At 39.9% G+C, this 17758-nt stretch carries 14 protein-coding genes; all 14 read right to left on the reverse strand.

The window, feature by feature from the left end; genetic code table 11:
- Positions 1-41 precede the first annotated feature (41 nt).
- The 14 genes from ACWPV5_RS05790 to ACWPV5_RS05855 all read right to left on the reverse strand — a co-directional run bounded on the left by ACWPV5_RS05790 (position 42) and on the right by ACWPV5_RS05855 (position 17695).
- Entirely contained in the window at positions 42-6095 is a 6054-nt protein-coding gene (locus tag ACWPV5_RS05790) for a ZmpA/ZmpB/ZmpC family metallo-endopeptidase (protein WP_454382803.1), read from the reverse strand.
- Between the two features lie 2 nt (positions 6096-6097).
- On the reverse strand, positions 6098-6661 hold the full coding sequence (locus ACWPV5_RS05795) for a TIGR01440 family protein (protein WP_454382805.1): 564 nt from the start codon (positions 6659-6661) through the stop codon (positions 6098-6100).
- A gap of 114 nt (positions 6662-6775) precedes the next feature.
- Positions 6776-8467, reverse strand: coding sequence for a cache domain-containing sensor histidine kinase (locus ACWPV5_RS05800; RefSeq protein WP_219966837.1), 1692 nt, complete (start codon positions 8465-8467; stop codon positions 6776-6778).
- Positions 8464-9201 carry a response regulator transcription factor gene (locus ACWPV5_RS05805; RefSeq protein WP_219966838.1) on the reverse strand — a complete coding sequence of 246 codons (738 nt, stop codon included), beginning with the start codon at positions 9199-9201 and terminating at the stop codon, positions 8464-8466. Before ACWPV5_RS05805 ends, ACWPV5_RS05800 begins: the two co-directional genes overlap by 4 nt.
- 70 nt (positions 9202-9271) lie before the next feature.
- Positions 9272-10384 carry a peptide-methionine (R)-S-oxide reductase MsrB gene (gene msrB, locus ACWPV5_RS05810; protein ID WP_219966839.1) on the reverse strand — a complete coding sequence of 371 codons (1113 nt, stop codon included), beginning with the start codon at positions 10382-10384 and terminating at the stop codon, positions 9272-9274.
- A gap of 9 nt (positions 10385-10393) precedes the next feature.
- A complete protein-coding gene (locus ACWPV5_RS05815) occupies positions 10394-10957 on the reverse strand; it encodes a redoxin family protein (protein WP_219966840.1) in 564 nt (187 codons plus the stop codon).
- Between the two features lie 13 nt (positions 10958-10970).
- Complete coding sequence (gene ccdA2, locus ACWPV5_RS05820; protein WP_454382808.1) at positions 10971-11681, reverse strand: thiol-disulfide oxidoreductase-associated membrane protein CcdA2; 711 nt, start codon at positions 11679-11681, stop codon at positions 10971-10973.
- Between the two features lie 165 nt (positions 11682-11846).
- Entirely contained in the window at positions 11847-12395 is a 549-nt protein-coding gene (locus ACWPV5_RS05825; RefSeq protein ID WP_454382810.1) for a GNAT family N-acetyltransferase, read from the reverse strand.
- Positions 12396-12641: 246 nt separating this feature from the next.
- Positions 12642-13466, reverse strand: coding sequence for an ammonia-dependent NAD(+) synthetase (gene nadE / locus ACWPV5_RS05830; protein WP_219966843.1), 825 nt, complete (start codon positions 13464-13466; stop codon positions 12642-12644).
- The gene (locus ACWPV5_RS05835) at positions 13463-14923 is read right to left on the reverse strand and encodes a nicotinate phosphoribosyltransferase (RefSeq protein WP_454382813.1); all 1461 of its coding nucleotides are present in this window, start codon (positions 14921-14923) and stop codon (positions 13463-13465) included. Before ACWPV5_RS05835 ends, nadE begins: the two co-directional genes overlap by 4 nt.
- Positions 14924-15038: 115 nt before the next feature.
- Positions 15039-15527 (reverse strand): DUF6773 family protein, encoded by a 489-nt coding sequence (locus ACWPV5_RS05840; protein WP_023943216.1) that lies wholly within the window; start codon positions 15525-15527, stop codon positions 15039-15041.
- Positions 15517-15726, reverse strand: coding sequence for a helix-turn-helix transcriptional regulator (locus ACWPV5_RS05845; protein WP_001107500.1), 210 nt, complete (start codon positions 15724-15726; stop codon positions 15517-15519). Before ACWPV5_RS05845 ends, ACWPV5_RS05840 begins: the two co-directional genes overlap by 11 nt.
- A gap of 379 nt (positions 15727-16105) precedes the next feature.
- Complete coding sequence (locus ACWPV5_RS05850) at positions 16106-16834, reverse strand: ABC transporter permease (protein ID WP_023943220.1); 729 nt, start codon at positions 16832-16834, stop codon at positions 16106-16108.
- A 15-nt stretch (positions 16835-16849) separates the two neighbouring features.
- Entirely contained in the window at positions 16850-17695 is an 846-nt protein-coding gene (locus tag ACWPV5_RS05855) for an ABC transporter ATP-binding protein (protein WP_023943222.1), read from the reverse strand.
- Between the last annotated feature and the right edge of the window lie 63 nt (positions 17696-17758).

Consider the following 17758-nt stretch of genomic DNA (forward strand, 5'->3'; position numbering starts at 1 on the left):
ATAAGAAAACCCTCATCCGCAAAGCAGATGAGAGATTTAAATTATTTAAAGATTGAAGTTTTAAAGCTGTTTGTTTGTTGAAGAAGTTTCTTGAAGATTTTCTCTTTAAGTGATACAGTATTATCAAATTTAACTGATCCATTTTTAAGAGTAGCTTTATCTTTATCAACGGCAGCAGAGAATGCTTGTTTTAAATCGTCATAACTATTATAAGTAGTACCGTCGATTGTAACAGGGTTAAATCCTGCTTTAGCTTTCTCAACAACTTCTCTGAAGTATTCTTTCTTCCAATCTTCTAGAGTATTAAATTTACCATCAGAAACTTTCTTAATGATAAAGTCATCACCTAGAGTAGCATGACCAGCTTTTTTAGACTCATTTTTCAACATGTTAGAAGCATAATTTAGGAAGCCTTTTTCATATCCAAAGTAACCCCACATACGGAAGGTGTTATGTTTGAATGACATTGCTCCTGGAGCTCCTTCACTTGTGTTACCTCCGTAGATACCTGCAGTGATAGGCACAGTTACATAAGCAGAACCGAATCCAGTTGGATCATACTGACCATTACCAGGACCGTGCTTGGTCATGAAGTTTTTCTCTACTAAGTCGTTAACAGATGTTAAATTATATTCTTTTTCTTCTGCATTTAAATCTCTAACGTTGTCGTATTGGTTCTTCGTATTAGCTCCACGAAGTTTCTTATCTACTTTCTTGAACCAAGCGTTGTTTAGTTCTTTACTGCCTTTATCAAGAACGGCTTCACCTTCAAGGTAGTCAAGAAGCATTAGAGTATCGTTGAAACCTTTCATGTAATGATCAATTTCATCGCGAGTAGTAAGGTCATTTGGATTCGTGTTATACCATTGATTTCCATTATTTGGACGTTCGTAGGCCATATTCAATCCTAGTGCTTTAAAATCACCGTTTGGACTTGTTTCAGCAGGTGATTGTAACATACCTTGTGCGAATGCCTCTAGGTCAGTACCTTCACGGTGTCTTGAACCACCTAAGTAAACCATACGGTCATTTACGTGAGTTGTTTCGTGAGTGAAGGCTGAGATACCAAAGTCACTAATCATATCAGTAACCATAAAGAAGACTGAATCATCCTTATAAGGGTTACCGTAAATACGAGCTACAGCTCCCATACGCCAGTCAGTTGCGTGGTAACGATCAGTTGGTCCGTATAATTCACGGATAGGTGCTACGTCTTTACCACTATTCGTATGTCCGTATTTATCTGTGCTGATTCCTTTATAGTTTTGGTTATCTAACACAGGAGTTGGTACCATATTGTTGCTCTTAAGCAGTTGGTTACGAACTTTATCTAATGATAGACGAGACCAGAAGTCTAGGTAATTTTGTTGACCTTTAGCAACTTTATCGATTTCTTTCTTGAATGCCTCACGTTCTGCTTCAGTATTTTTACCATATTTCTCGAATGAACTGTAAGCCATAGTGTTATATGTTGAGATTAAGAACATATGAGCATCTTTTAAGTTTAATAGTGGAAGAATCATTTTACCGTGAACATCATTATTTAATCCTTCATAGGCTCTGTGTTTCTTATCAGCAAATTCAGGTGTTGTAGTTTTCGGTTCAACAACATATACATTATCTTTAGTTGCTTTTATGAACCAATCGTTTAAGTCAGTATCACTTGTGAAGAGTTCCATATTGTATTTTAAGAAATCGTTTAGGTTTCCTTTACCAGTAGCACCAGCAATAATTTCGCGGTATGCATCGTGAGTACGATTACCTTTCACGTTGTTTTCTTTAGAACCAATATTAATAATTCTATCTAATACACTAACGTTCTTACCGTAGAAGTCAGGTTTGAATAACATTAACTCTTTAATGTTAAAGTCATCGAATTTAACTCCGTAGTAACGGTTGAGGTAAGACAAACCAAGAAGAACTGCTGCTTTGTTGTCATCGATTTTCTTAATCAAGGCACGTTTAGCGGCTTCATCTGTGTTCAGTTGGTGATCTTCATTTTCCACTAACTTCGTAACAAATTGAGTAAGATTATCTTTCACATACTTGAAGCTTTCTTCTAGATAAAGATTCTTAACTGCGTTAACTTTTCCATCACCATTTCTTCCAAACAGTTTGTAAACATCGTCAGATTGCAGTTCAACTGGACTCAATTTACTTTCGATAGCACTGATTAAGTCAGCACGATCTTTAACAACCATGTTTGGTGTGTAAACAACTTCACCAAGCTCAGCAACACTATACTCTTTTACTTGCTTAACTTGAGAGTCCTTAGGAGAAATCGTAAAGATATCTTTTGTCTTATCCGCGTAGTGAACCATAATGTGGTCAGCAGCTGTAAGGTCTGTGACAAAGTCATTGCCTTTCATTGCAGTTACAGACAATACTTCTTTAGTTAATAAATTTGATCCAGCAGGAATCTTGTTCCCTTGATTTACAATCCATTCTTTGTTGTAGAACGGTTGAAGTTTTTCAACATTACGGTAAGCAAGTTCACGAGATGCATCATAGTCAACAATGTTTTTGTATTGATCAGCTTTACTTACAATATTGTTCAGTTTGTCTTCAATAGGAAGTGTGCTTTCGAATTTATCAGCAGTGATTCCCATTTTAGCAATTAATTCATCAGCTTTTTCTTTAGTTATGCTAGGAATTTTTTTAGAATTTTTATAAGTTGTTTTACCTTCACTTACACCCTCAACACTGTAGTTGCGCTTCGTTCTAGAGTATGTAAAGTAATCATCAGCATCAATATCAGAGTGACCAAAGACCATTTCACCAGTCTTAACTTTCATCATAGTGATGTTGTCTTCTATAGCCCCTAGTGCCCAGTTAGTCCCTAACAGTCCACCAGACATAACGGCTTCCTTCAGTTCGATAGATCCTTTTGCTACAGAGTTTCGAAGAGTACCTTCTTTACCTAAAGTGCTGTTGTTGCCACCATTTTGAGATGAATATACGATTCCTGCAGCTTTAGCTTTGTTACCTGTAATTTCAGCATCAACATAAGCTTTTTCTACAATACCTTTCCAGTTTTCACCGACGATACCTGTTAAGTAACCACCTCGATTTCCAGCAGCGTGTACTTTACCGATAAATGCAACGTTACTTAATTTTCCACTACCATCAATTTTATTGATAACACCAGATACATCATTATTACCAACAACGTTACCTGTTACTTTAATGTTTTCTACAGTAGCATTATTTTTGATAACATTTGCTATCGGTGCAATCCTATCAGTCCCTGACATGTCGATATTTACATTTTCAAGTAGTAAATCTTTAACAGTACCACCGACAATATCACCGAATAAAGGTCTGTTCATATTACTAATGGTAAATTTATTACCGTCAGTGCTTGTTAATGTTCCTTTAAAAGCATTAGTAACATAAGATTTTCCTGCTGGTTTAACGTTAGCAGCATTGATATTACTACCAAGCTTAAATGTGCCAGTCGGGTCTTTTTGCATAGCTTTTACAAGGTCGTCAAAGCTATAATATACATCACCTTCGTGTGCTTTTTGTTTTTCAAAGTAATGAACATACTCTTCGCTAAGTGTGTTATCTGCATTACGTTGAACTAAGTCTGGTGCTTTGGCAGTAACTTTATATAAAGTTTTTCCGTCTTTTTCTACTTCTTCAATCTTGTCAACAGCAAGTCGTGTAACCTTGTTGTCGTGAGTTGTAACTCGTAGGTAAAGTGGGGCAACATCAGCTGGTTTTTCTGTAAGCAAACTAGTATCTGTTTCATTACCGTCAGCGTCCACACTCATCAAGCTTGTTTCTTTGATATTTTTGATTTCAACTTTTTTGAGGTCAATTCTTAGAGGTTCTTCATTCAGAACTACTTCCTCATCGCCTTCACCACGGTCATAAACCATCTTAGTTTCAATCTTATAATCTTTGTAGTATTGCAAATCTGTCAGGCTAGCTGTTAAGTTGTCAGGTGAAACATTCAATGTTTTCACAATCTCATCACCTTTTTTCAGAGTTAAGGTGATAGATTTAATGGCCGCCTTGCTTGGATTTTCTAGACTGTATTTAACATCTGAAGTCCGTTTCAAATCCTTAGGTTCAACTGCAGTGATGGTCAATACTGGTTTTTCAAAGGTCTTAGTACCACGTTTCAAAATTCGGTCTTGAGGGGCCTCAAGGATTTCCTCTGTTACTTTTGGTGCTTCCTCAGTCTTAACTCCTTTGATAGTATTAAAGGTCTTAGTGATTTTTTTCTGACCTTCTTTACCTTCTTGAGCTACAACTTCTAAACCTTTTTTCAGTTGAGCATCTTCTTCAATCTTTTCTTCGAATGGAATCTTTTCAAGGCTTTCCTCTACAAGAGTTCCTTCAATTGGTTTTGTACCACGGCTTACCTGTTGGTTTACAGGTTCCTTGGTTACTTCTGTGCTAGTTGAAAGAACTTGGTCAGTTTTAACACCTTCTACTGTTTTATAAGTTGTTTTAGTAACTTGACTACCTTTTTCACCATTTCTTACGACAGTTTCTTCGTCCGTATACTTGGTTGGATCCTCAGTCGTTTCAGTTTTGTAGTCTAGGTCTGTAGTCGATGTTTCAACAAGGGTTCCCTCGATTACTTTGTACTCAGGTAACGGTTCTTGTACAAGAGCTTGACCTGCTTTACCTTCCTCTTGTGTACCTTTTACTTCGATTGGAGCTTCTGGCAATTCTGGCTGTGTTAGTGCTTGACCTGCTTTACCTTCTTCTTGAGTTCCTTTAGACTCTACTATAGCTTCTGGTAGTTCCGGTTGCGTTAAAGATTGACCTTCCTTACCTGCTTCTTGAGTTCCTTTAGACTCTACTGTAGCCTCTGAAAGTTCTGGCTGTACTAAAGCTTGGCCTTCTTCGCCTGCCTCTTGAGTTCCTTTTGCTTCTACTGGGGCTTCTGGCAATTCCGGTTGTGTTAAGGCTTGGCCTGATTTACCCTCCTCTTGAGTTCCTTTTGCTTCTACTTGAGCCTCTGGCAATTCTGGCTGTGTTAGTGCTTGACCTTCTTTGCCTGCCTCTTGGGTTCCTTTAGCTACTTGGTGGCTTGGTTCAGTTTGTGGTACTGGAGTTGGGGCAGGTTGCACCTCTTTCTTAGTTCCGACTGCAATGACTTGCGGCACAGGATTTTGAACCACTTGGTCTTCAATGACTTCTCTAACTTCTTGACCATTGACCATCGATACTTTAGTTACAAGACGACGCTGACCCTTTACTCCTGCTGTGACGATACGAGTCTTTCCTTCTGCTAGATTCGCATCTGAACTTGTGACCGTTTCAAAAGGAATCTCCACCAAGCTCTCTTCCTGTCTAACCTGAGGCTTCTCAGAAACTGGTTTTTCTTCAACAGCAGGAGCAACTGGATTCTCTACTACAGGTTTTTCGATGACAGTTTCTGGAGTGACAGCAGGTCTTTCTTGAACGACTTCTGTTTTCTCGATTTCTTTTGAACTTTGCTTTTCGACTGGCAACTGAGGCTTCTCAGAAACTGGTCTTGATGGATGGAGTTCTGCTTCCTTGAAGTAGCCAATGTATTCATAGCCATCAATATGAATAATCCCTTCAGCTAAACCTTCATGTGTAGTAGCCGAAATAGTTTGGTTATAAGAAAGCAATTCTTTATTTTCAAATGCAAATGTCCCGTAAGGCACAAAGGTGCTAGCTCCTAAAGAACCAATCAAGAGAACACCTAGAACCTCTTTGCGACCTTTTTTGGACACTAAAAAGACTGCTAGAGAAGCCGTTGCCAAGCCAAGACCTGCTAGGGCTAGCTCCCTACTTCCCGTGTATGGAAGTTGTTGACTGTTAGCTGCCTTCTTACGATAAACTACATAGAGAATATCATCATCTTGAAATTCTGTAGGAACCTCATGGTGAATCAGGGCTTTTTCAGACTCGGTCAATTCCTGCTCCGCCAAATAACGGTAATGAACACTATGAGCACTGCCAACTTCATTGGCTTGAACCTTATCTACTGAAAGGGTACTGGCTCCAAAAAGGAAGGCTCCGATAGCTACAGGACCTACCCCAACAGTTAACTTACGAATTGAATATTTTGTGATTTTTTCTAGTTGTTGTTTTGTTTTTCTCATTCTCACGACTTTCTAATAGAATCTTGTGGATAGTGCGCACGCGCACCTCCAATTAATTTTGGACGACTAGCCAGCGCCGTTACGTGGGCATGACCAATTTCTCTCAAAAGAGGGCGAATCGGAACCTGAACATGCTTAACATGCATGCCAATTGCAGTGTCTCCGATATCCAATCCAGCATGGGCCTTGATAAATTCAACCTCAACTGGATCCTTCATAAACTTGAAGGCTGCCAACTGACCTGAACCTCCTGCATGAAGGGTAGGAAGGACACTGACCATTTCCAGACCAAACTGCTCTGCCACCTGACGTTCAACAACGAGGGCCCGATTGACATGTTCACAACCTTGAACAGCTAGATGAATTCCTTTTTCCTCTAGGATATCTAGGATAGTCTTCACAATGATTTCGCCAATTTCTTGGCTGGATTCCTTGCCAATCTGACCACCTATCACTTCACTAGAAGAAAGGCCCAAAACAAAGATGGATTCTTGCTTCAAATTGGCCTTTTCCAATACATCTTTTACAATCTGGCTTGTTTCTCTTTGAATGTCTTTTTCCTTCATACTTGATACCTCTTTTGTCACTATCTATCATATCGTTTTTTCTTGTTTTTAGCAAGATAGACAACCTGAAAATCTTACTCCAACCTGCATAAAACTCCCAGAATTGACTGAGAGTTAGTTAGTTTCTATTCTATTTATGTATATTTCAACCGTCGTCCCTTTTGAGGGAATAGAATCGATCTTCATCTGGTAATGTTCTCCAAAATGAAGTTTGAGCCGTTGGTCAACATTTTGCAGACCAACTCCCCCACGTTTGAGCTGACTTTGACTACTATCGCCAGCAACTTGGAAGCCAACGCCATCATCCTCAATGCGGATGACCAAGCCCGAATCCTGTTTCTGGACAGAAACTCTAATATGTCCCTGACCTTCCTTCTCCTTGATGCCATGGTAAAGAGCATTTTCCACCAGAGGTTGTAACACCAGCTTGGGCAAGACTAGATGATCAAAGGCAGGATTTTCAGCAATCTCGTATTCCAGCTTATCCCCATAACGTTGTTTCTGGATAAAGAGATACTGGCGGACATGGTTGATTTCGTCAGACAGGTAAATCAAGTCCTTGCCTTGATTGAGCGCCAAGCGGAAGTAGGTCGCCAAGGACTTGGTCACCTGAACCACCCTCTGACTGTCCTGAAATTCAGCCATCCAAATGATGGTATCCAAGGTATTATAGAGGAAATGCGGATTAATCTGGCTCGATAGGGCTTGAAGTTGGTACTGACGGGTTGTTTCTTCCTGCCTGCGAATATCCGCCATCAGCTGATCAATCTGATCTAACATGGCATTGAACTGACGAGTCACTTCTCTCAGTTCATAGGCACCAGTTTCCTTGGCACGAAGATTCTGATTACCAGAAGCAATCTCCAGCATGGTATCTCTCAAATCCTTCAAAGGAGCAATCCAGCGCTTGAGACTGAACCACACCAAGCAGAGACAGGCAAGAAGAGAGGTGACACTGGCACCAAGCAAGGTCCACAAGAGCTGACTCCGAACCTGGTCTAACTTTTCCAGCGAGGACACACCAAGCACCGTCCAATCAGTTCCTGCAATCTGTTCCTGACTGACGTAGGATTTATGGTCAAGAGTATAGCCCTGCCCTGTCTCGATATAGGGTTTCATGGCCTCCATTTCACTAGCTGAGCTATAGACTGTGTGTTTAGGATGGTAAACAAATTCATGATTTTCATTGATGATAAAGGCAAAGCCCTGCTGACCCAACTGAAGCTGGTTGAGATAGGCTTCCAGAGTTTCGTAGGAAATATCCAAACGAAGCACGCCCAGATTAGCTCCCTTTGCATCAACAAGTTCTTGAGTGACAGAAATGACCCATTGACTGTCCGATTTACGAGCTGGAGTCAAAACTGGCTTAGCCCCCTGATGAATGGCCTTTTGGTACCAGTCCTCAGACATCATATCTGAGGAGGTTTTCATCTGCACACTGTCATCTGTAGAAATAACTTGGCCTGATTTTGTGACCAGAACTACCGTTTTCAAGTCTTGGTCTGCCTTCAAGATAGTCAAAAATAGATCTCTAATTCCCTTGGCCTTGTCTTGACTGGGATTCTCAGCATAGGATAAAACATCTGCCTGCTGGGTCAAACTAGTCGAGGTGGTTTCTAATTTTTTGATATAAGATTGGATAAAGTGGCTAGTTTGGCTGATAGTCGTCTGGCTATTGCCCTCAATGCTAGCCTCAATGGCTGAAGAACTAGATTGATAGTAGAAAGTCCCAACCAAAGCTAGAAGAATGAGAAAGACCAGAAAGATGGAAATAACCATTCTGACTAGGAGAGAAGAACGCTTCATCGACCTTCCCCCTTCTTAAACTGACGAGGTGTCACACCCGCAATCTGCTTAAAGCGTTGGGTAAAATAGTTCATATCTTCAAAACCAACCTTTTCGGCTATCTCATAAATCTTCAGATCTGTAGTTAAAAGCAAAAGCTTGGCTTGTTTGACACGTTCTCTCACCAGGTAATCCTGAAAAGGCAGGCCTAACTCTTTCTTAATCAAGGAACTCAGATAAGTCGGACTAAAGCCCAAGTCACTGGCCAAAAACTTTAAACTAAACTGGCTATCAGCCAGATGGGACTGGATTTTCTGAGCCATATTTCCCTCAAACTTATCAGTCAATAAATCTTGTAACTGCTCTTCCTTTTCTTCCTTATCCAACTTTTGCTTGATTTTCCCCAACATTTCCTCAATATCCTGACGAGAAAAGGGCTTGAGCAAGTAGTCGTCCACACCTAGTTTGACAGCAGACAAGGCATAATCAAAATCATCGTAGCCTGTCAAAAAAACTAGATGCACCTGAGGATAGGTTTCTCGGACCAGACTGGCCAACTGGATGCCATTTAGCTGAGGCATGTTGATATCGGTTAAAATGATATCCGGCACCTGCTTTTGTATCAATTCCCAAGCCTGTCTTCCATTTTCAGCCTGACCGATGATTTCCATATCGTAGGCTGCTACATTAACCAGCTTGGTCAAGCCTTGTCTTACCAGATATTCATCTTCTACGATTAAGATTGTATAGGTCATGCTCTACTCCTTTGTCACTTACTAGTATCAGTATAGCAAAATTCTCTTCTAACTGCTTAGGAAAGCCCTCTTAATCAACATAATCTAGTAAATAAGCGTAGCCTTTTTCTTCCATTTGATTTTTGGGAATAAAGCGGATAGAGAGACTATTAATACAGTAGCGCAAGCCCCCCTTTTCCTGTGGTCCATCCGTAAAGACATGACCAAGGTGAGAATCTCCAACTCGGCTCCGCACTTCCATGCGTGTCATATTGTAGGACTTATCTTCCTTGTAGGTGGCAACATCTGGACTGATGGGTTGGGTGAAACTAGGCCAGCCACAACCAGACTCAAACTTGTCCTTTGATGAAAAGAGAGGTTCGCCAGTTGCCACATCCACATAGATACCAGATTCAAATTTATCCCAGTAGCGGTTTGAGAAAGCCCGTTCTGTTTGATTTTTCTGGGTAACAGCATACTCCTCAGGTGACAGGGTCTTTTTCAATTCATCATCACTTGGTTTTGGATATTTGCTGGCATCGATGACGGGATAGGCCGCCTGATTGACATTGATATGGCAGTAGCCATTTGGATTTTTCTTGAGATAGTCTTGGTGGTAATCCTCAGCCACCACAAAATTCTTCAAGGTTTCCTTTTCAACTGATAAAGGTTGATCGTATTTCTTAGCCACCTCATCAAAGACTTGGTTAATCACCTCTAAATCCTTGTCATCTGTGTAATAAACACCAGTACGGTACTGGGTTCCCACATCATTTCCTTGTTTATTTTTGCTGGTTGGATTGATAATGCGGAAGTAATGAAGCAGGATTTCCTTGAGGGAAATTTGCTTGGCATCATAGGTTACATGGACGGTTTCCGCATGACCTGTTTGGTTAATCAATTCGTACTTGGTTGTCTCCCCTCTACCATTTGCATAGCCTGAAACGGCATCTGTCACTCCAGGCACGCGTGAGAAATATTCCTCCACTCCCCAGAAACATCCCCCAGCTAGATAAATTTCATGCAAGTCTGCATCTTTACTCACTTCTGTTTTTTTCACTGTTTTTCCTCCTTGGCTAACTGCCGCTTTCTCAATTTGCGAGCTATCTGTCTGCCCTGCATTTCGCATCAATAGAAAATAGAAACCGCTTATGGCTAGGAAAAAAATCCCTGCCAAAACAAACAATTTTACTTTATCATTCATGGCCTTTCTCTACTCCATTTCTTTCAATGTCTTTAAAATCATATCCTTATCCATAAAACCTGGTTGCGTTTTGACCAGCTTGCCTTCCTTGTCTATAAAGGCTTGAGTTGGGTAAGAACGGACACCATAACTTTCCAACAGTTTTCCTGATGAGTCAATTAGAACTGGGAAATTTTTATAATCCAAGCCCTTGTACCAGTTCTTAAAGTCAGCTTCTGCTTGTTCCCCCTTATGTCCTGGTGACACTACCGTCAAGACCACATAATCATCACCAGCATCTTTAGCGATTTCATCCGTATCTGGAAGACTAGCTAGACAGATGGAACACCAAGACGCCCAGAATTTAAGATAGACTTTCTTGCCCTTGTAATCAGACAAGCGATAGGTCTTGCCATCTACTCCCGTCAGTTCAAAATCAGCAACCGCCTGACCTTTAGTCGCAGTTTGTGAACTGACTTGTTCTGTTTTGGTTTGCTCCTTCATAGTAGATTCGTCTGACATATTTTTAGCAGAACAAGCTGTCAAGCAACAGATTGAGCCTACTCCAAGGAGACATGTTTGCCATTTTTTCATTTCTTCTTCCTCTCTATTCAAATAATGTAGTCAAAATGGAAGCATTTCCCAAAAGCACCAAGATTCCCATCACGATAATGAGGAAACCACCTACTTTTTTGAGGGTTCCGAGGTAGGGATGAAGTTTTCGGAAATGTTTCAAAACATAGCTGGAGGCAAGAGCTAGAACCAAAAATGGTAGCGCTAGACCCAGCATATAGATTAACATGAGACCAGCTCCCTGCCAAGCACCTGAACCACCTGAAGCCGCCAAGGCTAAAACAGAGGCCAGAACCGGTCCCACACATGGCGTCCAAGCAAAACTAAAGGTCAAGCCCAGTAAAAATGCCTGACTATAGCCCTTACCCTTTTGCACCTGTCTCTTTAATTGTAGCCTTCTTTCCTTGTAAAGTCCTTGAAAATGTAAGACTTCCATCTGGTGTAAGCCCAAGAGAATGATAACCGCACCCATCACATACTGAAACCAAGAAGCATACAGCAAATTGCCTAAAAAACCAGCTCCATAACCCAGCAAGATAAAAATAAAGGAAATCCCCGCTATAAAGGCCAGAGTTCGCAATAAACTGACAACTGAGATTGAATATTTTCCACTAGAAGCCTGAGAACTATCTTTGTCATCCAGTAAGACCCCTGCATAGACCGGTAACAAGGGTAAAATACAAGGAGAAAAGAAGGAGAGAATTCCAGCAAGAAAAACACTGATAAAAAAAATTATATTATCCATTGTCTTCCTCCATTCTTTGATTTGATAGGACTATTATAGCCCCAAAACTCCAGAAAAAACAGGGACAATGATAGGGAAAAATAGGAATTTAATCAGGTTATTTAGAAATCTTACAAAAAAAGCCAGACAAGGTCTGACTTTGATGGAAACTGAAAAGAAAATTTACTAGTCTTCCCTACTTATCTGGTAATAAATGAGGTCCGCAAGATAGCCCTTTCTCTCCACCCCATTTGCAACAGTTTTTAGATAGGACATTCCAGCCTTCTCCATGACACGACCTGAAGCTGGATTGAGACTGACATAACGTGCCTTGACTTCTTGAAAACCTGCTTGAGTAAAACAAAAGTCCAAGACAGTTTTTAAAGCCTCTGTCATAATCCCATGTCCCCAGTAAGCCTTGCCTAGCACATAGCCAATTTCACAAGAAGAATCGTTCTCATCTATTGCAACGATACTGATATCTCCTATCACCTGCTCTGACTTTTCTTTGAGACAAATGGCCCATTTGTAATAGTTGGGATTGGTATAGGAGGCAACCCAATTTCGAATCGAGTTTCGAGTGATTTCGACATTAGAATGGGGATCCCAGGTAACATAGGTCAGATTCTCAGCGGATGAAGCCCAATTCTGAAACATGGCTTCTGCATCACTTTCCACAAATCTTCGCAAGATTAAACGATCTGTCTGTAATATTTGCGTACCGATTGCTTTCATGACGCTACCTCGCTTTCTGATAGATGATTCTCTGCCCAACCTCAATTTAAATTTACTTTGCTTTTGAATTTCAATGTAATAAGCTAAAAAGGTCCACCGGACCTTCCTCGCTTTCTTATTTCTAAACTCGGGGTAAAAAGTTCTCTCACTTTCTTATTTCAAGGTGAGAGGCTGAAAACCTCCACTGAAGGTTATTCTTGCTTCCCAGTTTCTAGGCAAGAAGCTAAAAAGGTCCCCCGGACCTTTTTACTCCCAAAAGTTATCGAATACAGTGATGGGTAGGTGGCGTTTGTGTTGGCCTTTGTGCCACCAGTTTTCGATTCTTGCTTGGGCTTCTGGGCTGATTGTTTTGCCTTCTAGGTAGTCGTCAATCTCTTCATAGGTGACTCCGAGGGCTACTTCATCAGCTAGACCTGGTTTATCTTCTTCTAGGTCTGCTGTTGGGATTTTTTCATAAAGTGCTGGGTCTGCACCAAGTTCCTTCAATAGTTGTTTTCCTTGGCGTTTATTGAGGCGGTAAAGAGGGAGAATATCCGCACCACCGTCACCAAACTTGGTAAAAAAGCCTGTGATATTTTCCGCAGCATGGTCTGTCCCAATGACCGCTCCGCTATGGGAACCAGCAAGGGCATACTGAGCAATCATACGGCAACGAGCCTTGATATTGCCCTTGTTAAAGTCTGAAACAGAGCTACCTGTCGCTTCTACTGCAGCTGTCATGGTATCAGCTGATTCCTTGATATTGACGACTAAACTGACATCAGGCTGGATGAAGGCTAGGGCTTTTTGAGCATCTGCTTCATCAGCTTGCACTCCATAAGGCAGGCGGACAGCGATAAATTTGTAGCTATCATCCCCTGTCTCTGCTCGCAGTTCTTCCATGGCCAGTTGAGCCAATCGTCCTGCTAAGGTTGAGTCTTGTCCTCCAGAAATTCCTAGTACAAAAGTTTTTAGGAAGGGATGCTTTCTCAGATATCTTTTTAAAAAATCAATGGAACGACGGATTTCTTCCTGGGCATCAATCACCGGTTTGACACCTAGCTCTTGGATAATCGTTTCTTGCAAACTCATTCTTCTTCTCCTTCACCGAGGGCTTCCTTACGCATTTTGTCAATCAAATCCATCTTGTCTTGCCATACATCACGCGCCAAATCGACTGGATAGTGCTGCGGATTGAGCACGCGCTTGTACTCATCCCAAAGCTTGTCAAATTCCTTACGGGCATAAGCCTGAATCTCAGTCAAACTAGGCAAGCTGTAAATCAATTTCCCATCTTTGAAGATATCCACTAAGAGAGGAACGGCGTCAAAATTACGAACGGTCTTCTTGATATAAGTATAGGTCGGATGGAACATCTTGATTTCAGTCATGCCGGCAACATCTACGCCATCATAAGTGATATAATCGCCTTCTGACTTGCCTTTTTCACGACTGGTAATACGCCAAACCTGCTTCTTACCTGGCGTAGACACTTTTTCCGCATTATTAGACAGCTTGATAGTATTGCGCATCTGACCATTTTCATCTTCGATTGCAACAATCTTGTAAACTGCCCCAAGAGCTGGCTGGTCATAGGCTGTAATCAGCTTGGTACCCACGCCCCAGACATCAATCTTGGCCTTTTGCATCTTGAGGTTGAGGATGGTATTTTCATCTAGATCATTAGAAGCATAAATCTTAGCCTCTGTAAATCCAGCCTCGTCCAGTTGCTGACGGACTTTCTTAGAAATGTAGGCAATATCCCCAGAGTCAATCCGCACACCCATAAAGTTAATCTGGTCACCCAGCTCACGCGCCACCTGAATGGCCGCTGGCACACCGATACGAAGGGTGTCATAGGTATCCACAAGAAAAACGCAATTTTTGTGGGTCGCAGCGTAAGCCTTGAATGCCTCATAGTCGTTACCATAAACCTGCACCAAGGAATGGGCATGGGTCCCCAAGACAGGAATATCAAAGAGTTTACCAGCACGCACATTGCTGGTTCCATTAGCACCACCAATCACCGCTGCGCGTGTTCCCCAGATAGCCGCATCCATTTCTTGAGCCCGACGTGTCCCAAACTCCATCAAGGGTTCATCTTCAATAACCGAGCGAATACGAGCTGCCTTAGTCGCCACCAAGGTCTGGTAGTTGACGATGTTCAAAAGGGCTGTTTCGACCAACTGACATTGGGCTAGAGGGCCTTCCACCTGCACAATCGGTTCATTAGCAAAAACCAGGTCCCCTTCTTGGGCAGAACGAACGGTCAACTCCAACTTGAAATTGCGGAGGTAGTCCAAGAATGCCCCATGATAGCCCAGCGACTCCAAATAGGCAATATCACTATCTGAAAAACGCAAATCTTCAAGATAGTTCACAATTCTTTCCAAACCAGCAAAAACCGCATAGCCGTTCTTAAAAGGCTGTTGGCGGAAATAAACCTCAAAGACCGCCTTTTTATTGTGAATCCCTTGGTCAAAGTAAACCTGCATCATGTTAATCTGGTACAAGTCCGTGTGCAATGTCAAACTATCATCTGGATACATACTTTTCCTACTTCCTTAACTAGAAACCCATGAAAATTTTCAAGAACTTTCATGTATTCCAATAAATTAGTACTATTATATCACATTTTAGCTGGATTGAGAAAAGAGTAACAAGCTATTCACCACTCTCCAGTTCATCCATGTCTTGCTCAAATTTTTTCTGAGCCCATTCGCCATAGCTCTTAAGACCAAGATTGCCAATAAAGACCCAGGGAAGATAAATAACATAAGTAATTGCCCAAGCAGATAGGTATTTAACGTTCAAAGGATTGTGCTGATAAACTTCTATGTTGAATTGATAATTCTGTAACATCAAAAGAGCCGTAATAGCCAAGGTTAAGAAAAAACAACCCAAAATCGTAAAATGAAAACGACTATAGTAGGTTACTCCCAGATAACGGGCACGATTGAAAAAGAAGAAAATTCCTACTATCAGAGTATACACTAGAAAATTCGGATTAAAAAGAGATGGAGATAACACTGCTACTAAATAGCTTAGAAGTACAAGCCCAATAAAGAGTGAAAAAGACTCTGCCCCAGCTTTATTGATTAGTTGTTCTTCTCTTTCGTCAAGTAATTGATAATGAATGAATTTATTTACCATCTTCTTCCTCCCAAAATAGTTGGTCTAGGGTTTTTCCTAAACATCTGCAAATAGACTGGCAAAGCGAGAGACTGGGATTGTATTTTCCCGCCTCTATCAAACCAATAGTCTGGCGCGTCACCCCCACAGCCTCTGCCAGTTGACCTTGAGTTAAATCAAGCTCTACACGAGCTAATTTCAATTTTAAATTTTTAGCCACCTGCGTCCTCCTTATAGTTTTAATACTCATCTACTCTTAAAAAATCCAAAACCAACACAAGCTGTCAGCTATTTATTATAACCTCATTAATTAGCACTCCAATATTATCTTCAGCCTAAAATCAGTATGTTGGATTGTTTGAAATAAACTTCCTAGTTTGCTATTTGATTTTTTGTTTAGTATTAGCTTTAGTAGGGTCTTTTAAACGAGTTTTGATTGCTTATATTTCTTATTTAGTTGATTTCATATCACTATTATATAATGCTTTTGGAAATGAGTCTAGCATAAGACAAAAACGTGTACACAACAAGAGCAGGAGCATACCAAGATGACTGATTTTTTGCTGGATTTTAAGTCTGTAAAATAATACTAAATGAAACTAAAATGAATACTTCTTGCTTTTCTTGAGAGTGAAAAAGTACAATAAAATGATTGTAGTGATTACCACAAGATACTGACTAATAGACATCGTATTTGAAGCAACAAATACAGGTAAGGAATAAAAAGGAAGAAGTTCAATTGCTTTGATAAACAAATCATTACTAGTATTCATCATAATCGTATTTAATATATTAGGGACAAAGAGTAGTAAAGCTACTAAAATACCAAATACCAAGCCACTTTTCAATTTGTATAAATAGAAAATGTAAGATAATAGAAAATAAAATAGGACTAACAAAATTGTATTGACTACAATGACTGCTATAAAATCTAATCCTAAATCACCTGGAACACCCAATTTACTTACGATGACTAGTAGCACAATGCCATTCAAAGCATAAATAATGGAAACTGAGATGGCATATAGAAAATTAGACAAGACATAAATCATCCGATTTTTCTGTTGATTATAAAACAAACTTACCGTATTGTGGGAAAAATCTCTACTAATGACTCGGTTAGCATGTATAACAGCCATTAACATACCGAGCATAGCATAAAAGTTTGAAATATGTTTAATACCAAGCGATGTCCCTTGAGTATTTAGAATAAAGAATGTAACCAATATCGGCGGTATAAACGAGATAAGCAAACCGAGATATATTACGCCTGATGAATATAAATCTCTTATATTTTCCTTAAGAAAATTCAATTTATTTAATTTCATGATTATAACCTTCCTTTATTTTGAACGATTTAGATAAATATCTTTAAGCGTTTCTTTTTTAGTTTCAAAATCAACTACTTTAATAGAGTTTTCGTTAAAAAATTTAAAAAGCTCACTACTTTGAATATTCCCAGACATAGTAATTCTCAGTCCCTCTTCCTGAACAATATCCCCAAATTCTTGTTTGGTAATGAAAATGTCTCTATCTGTAGCTGATGAAAAAGCTATCTCAAACAAGCAATTATGACTATCTTTTCCTACTTTTTGAAATGTCAAAAGCCCGTTCTCCAAGAAAAGAACCCTCTCACAAATTTCTTCAATATCTTCTAATTTATGACTCGATATTAAAATTCCAACATTTTCATGTAAAGCTAAATTTTTTAGAACCGCTAAAACTATTTGTGATGATTCAATATCTAAACCATTAGTCGGTTCATCTAAAATCAATATATCAGGTTCCGTAACAAGAGTTAGAAGCAAAGCTAATTTTTGTTTTGTACCCAAAGAATAGGTCTTTACTTTTTTATTAATAGACTGAGTCGAATCTAACTCTTGGATCAAACTTCCAAATCTTTCTTGATTGTAGTCAACACCATATAAGTTTGACAAATATTTTAAATTCTCTAAACCTGTTTTAGATAAAAATAATTTTGGTTCTTCGATTAAATACCCAACATTATCACTACTTATAATATTCCCTGAAGTCGGTTGATTATTCTGAACAAGAATTTTCATCAACGTACTCTTACCAACTCCGTTTCTCCCTACTAGACCAACAATTTCACCCTTGTTAAGTGCGAAATTTATATCTTTGAGAATGGTTGAATGACCATAATGCTTACTTACATTTATAACTTCCATTTTTTATTCCTCCATTAATATTCTTGGTTTTCTCTTTGATTCTCATTAATTTTAAAAAGTTGC

The organism is Streptococcus sp. Marseille-Q7156, assembly GCF_965119495.1.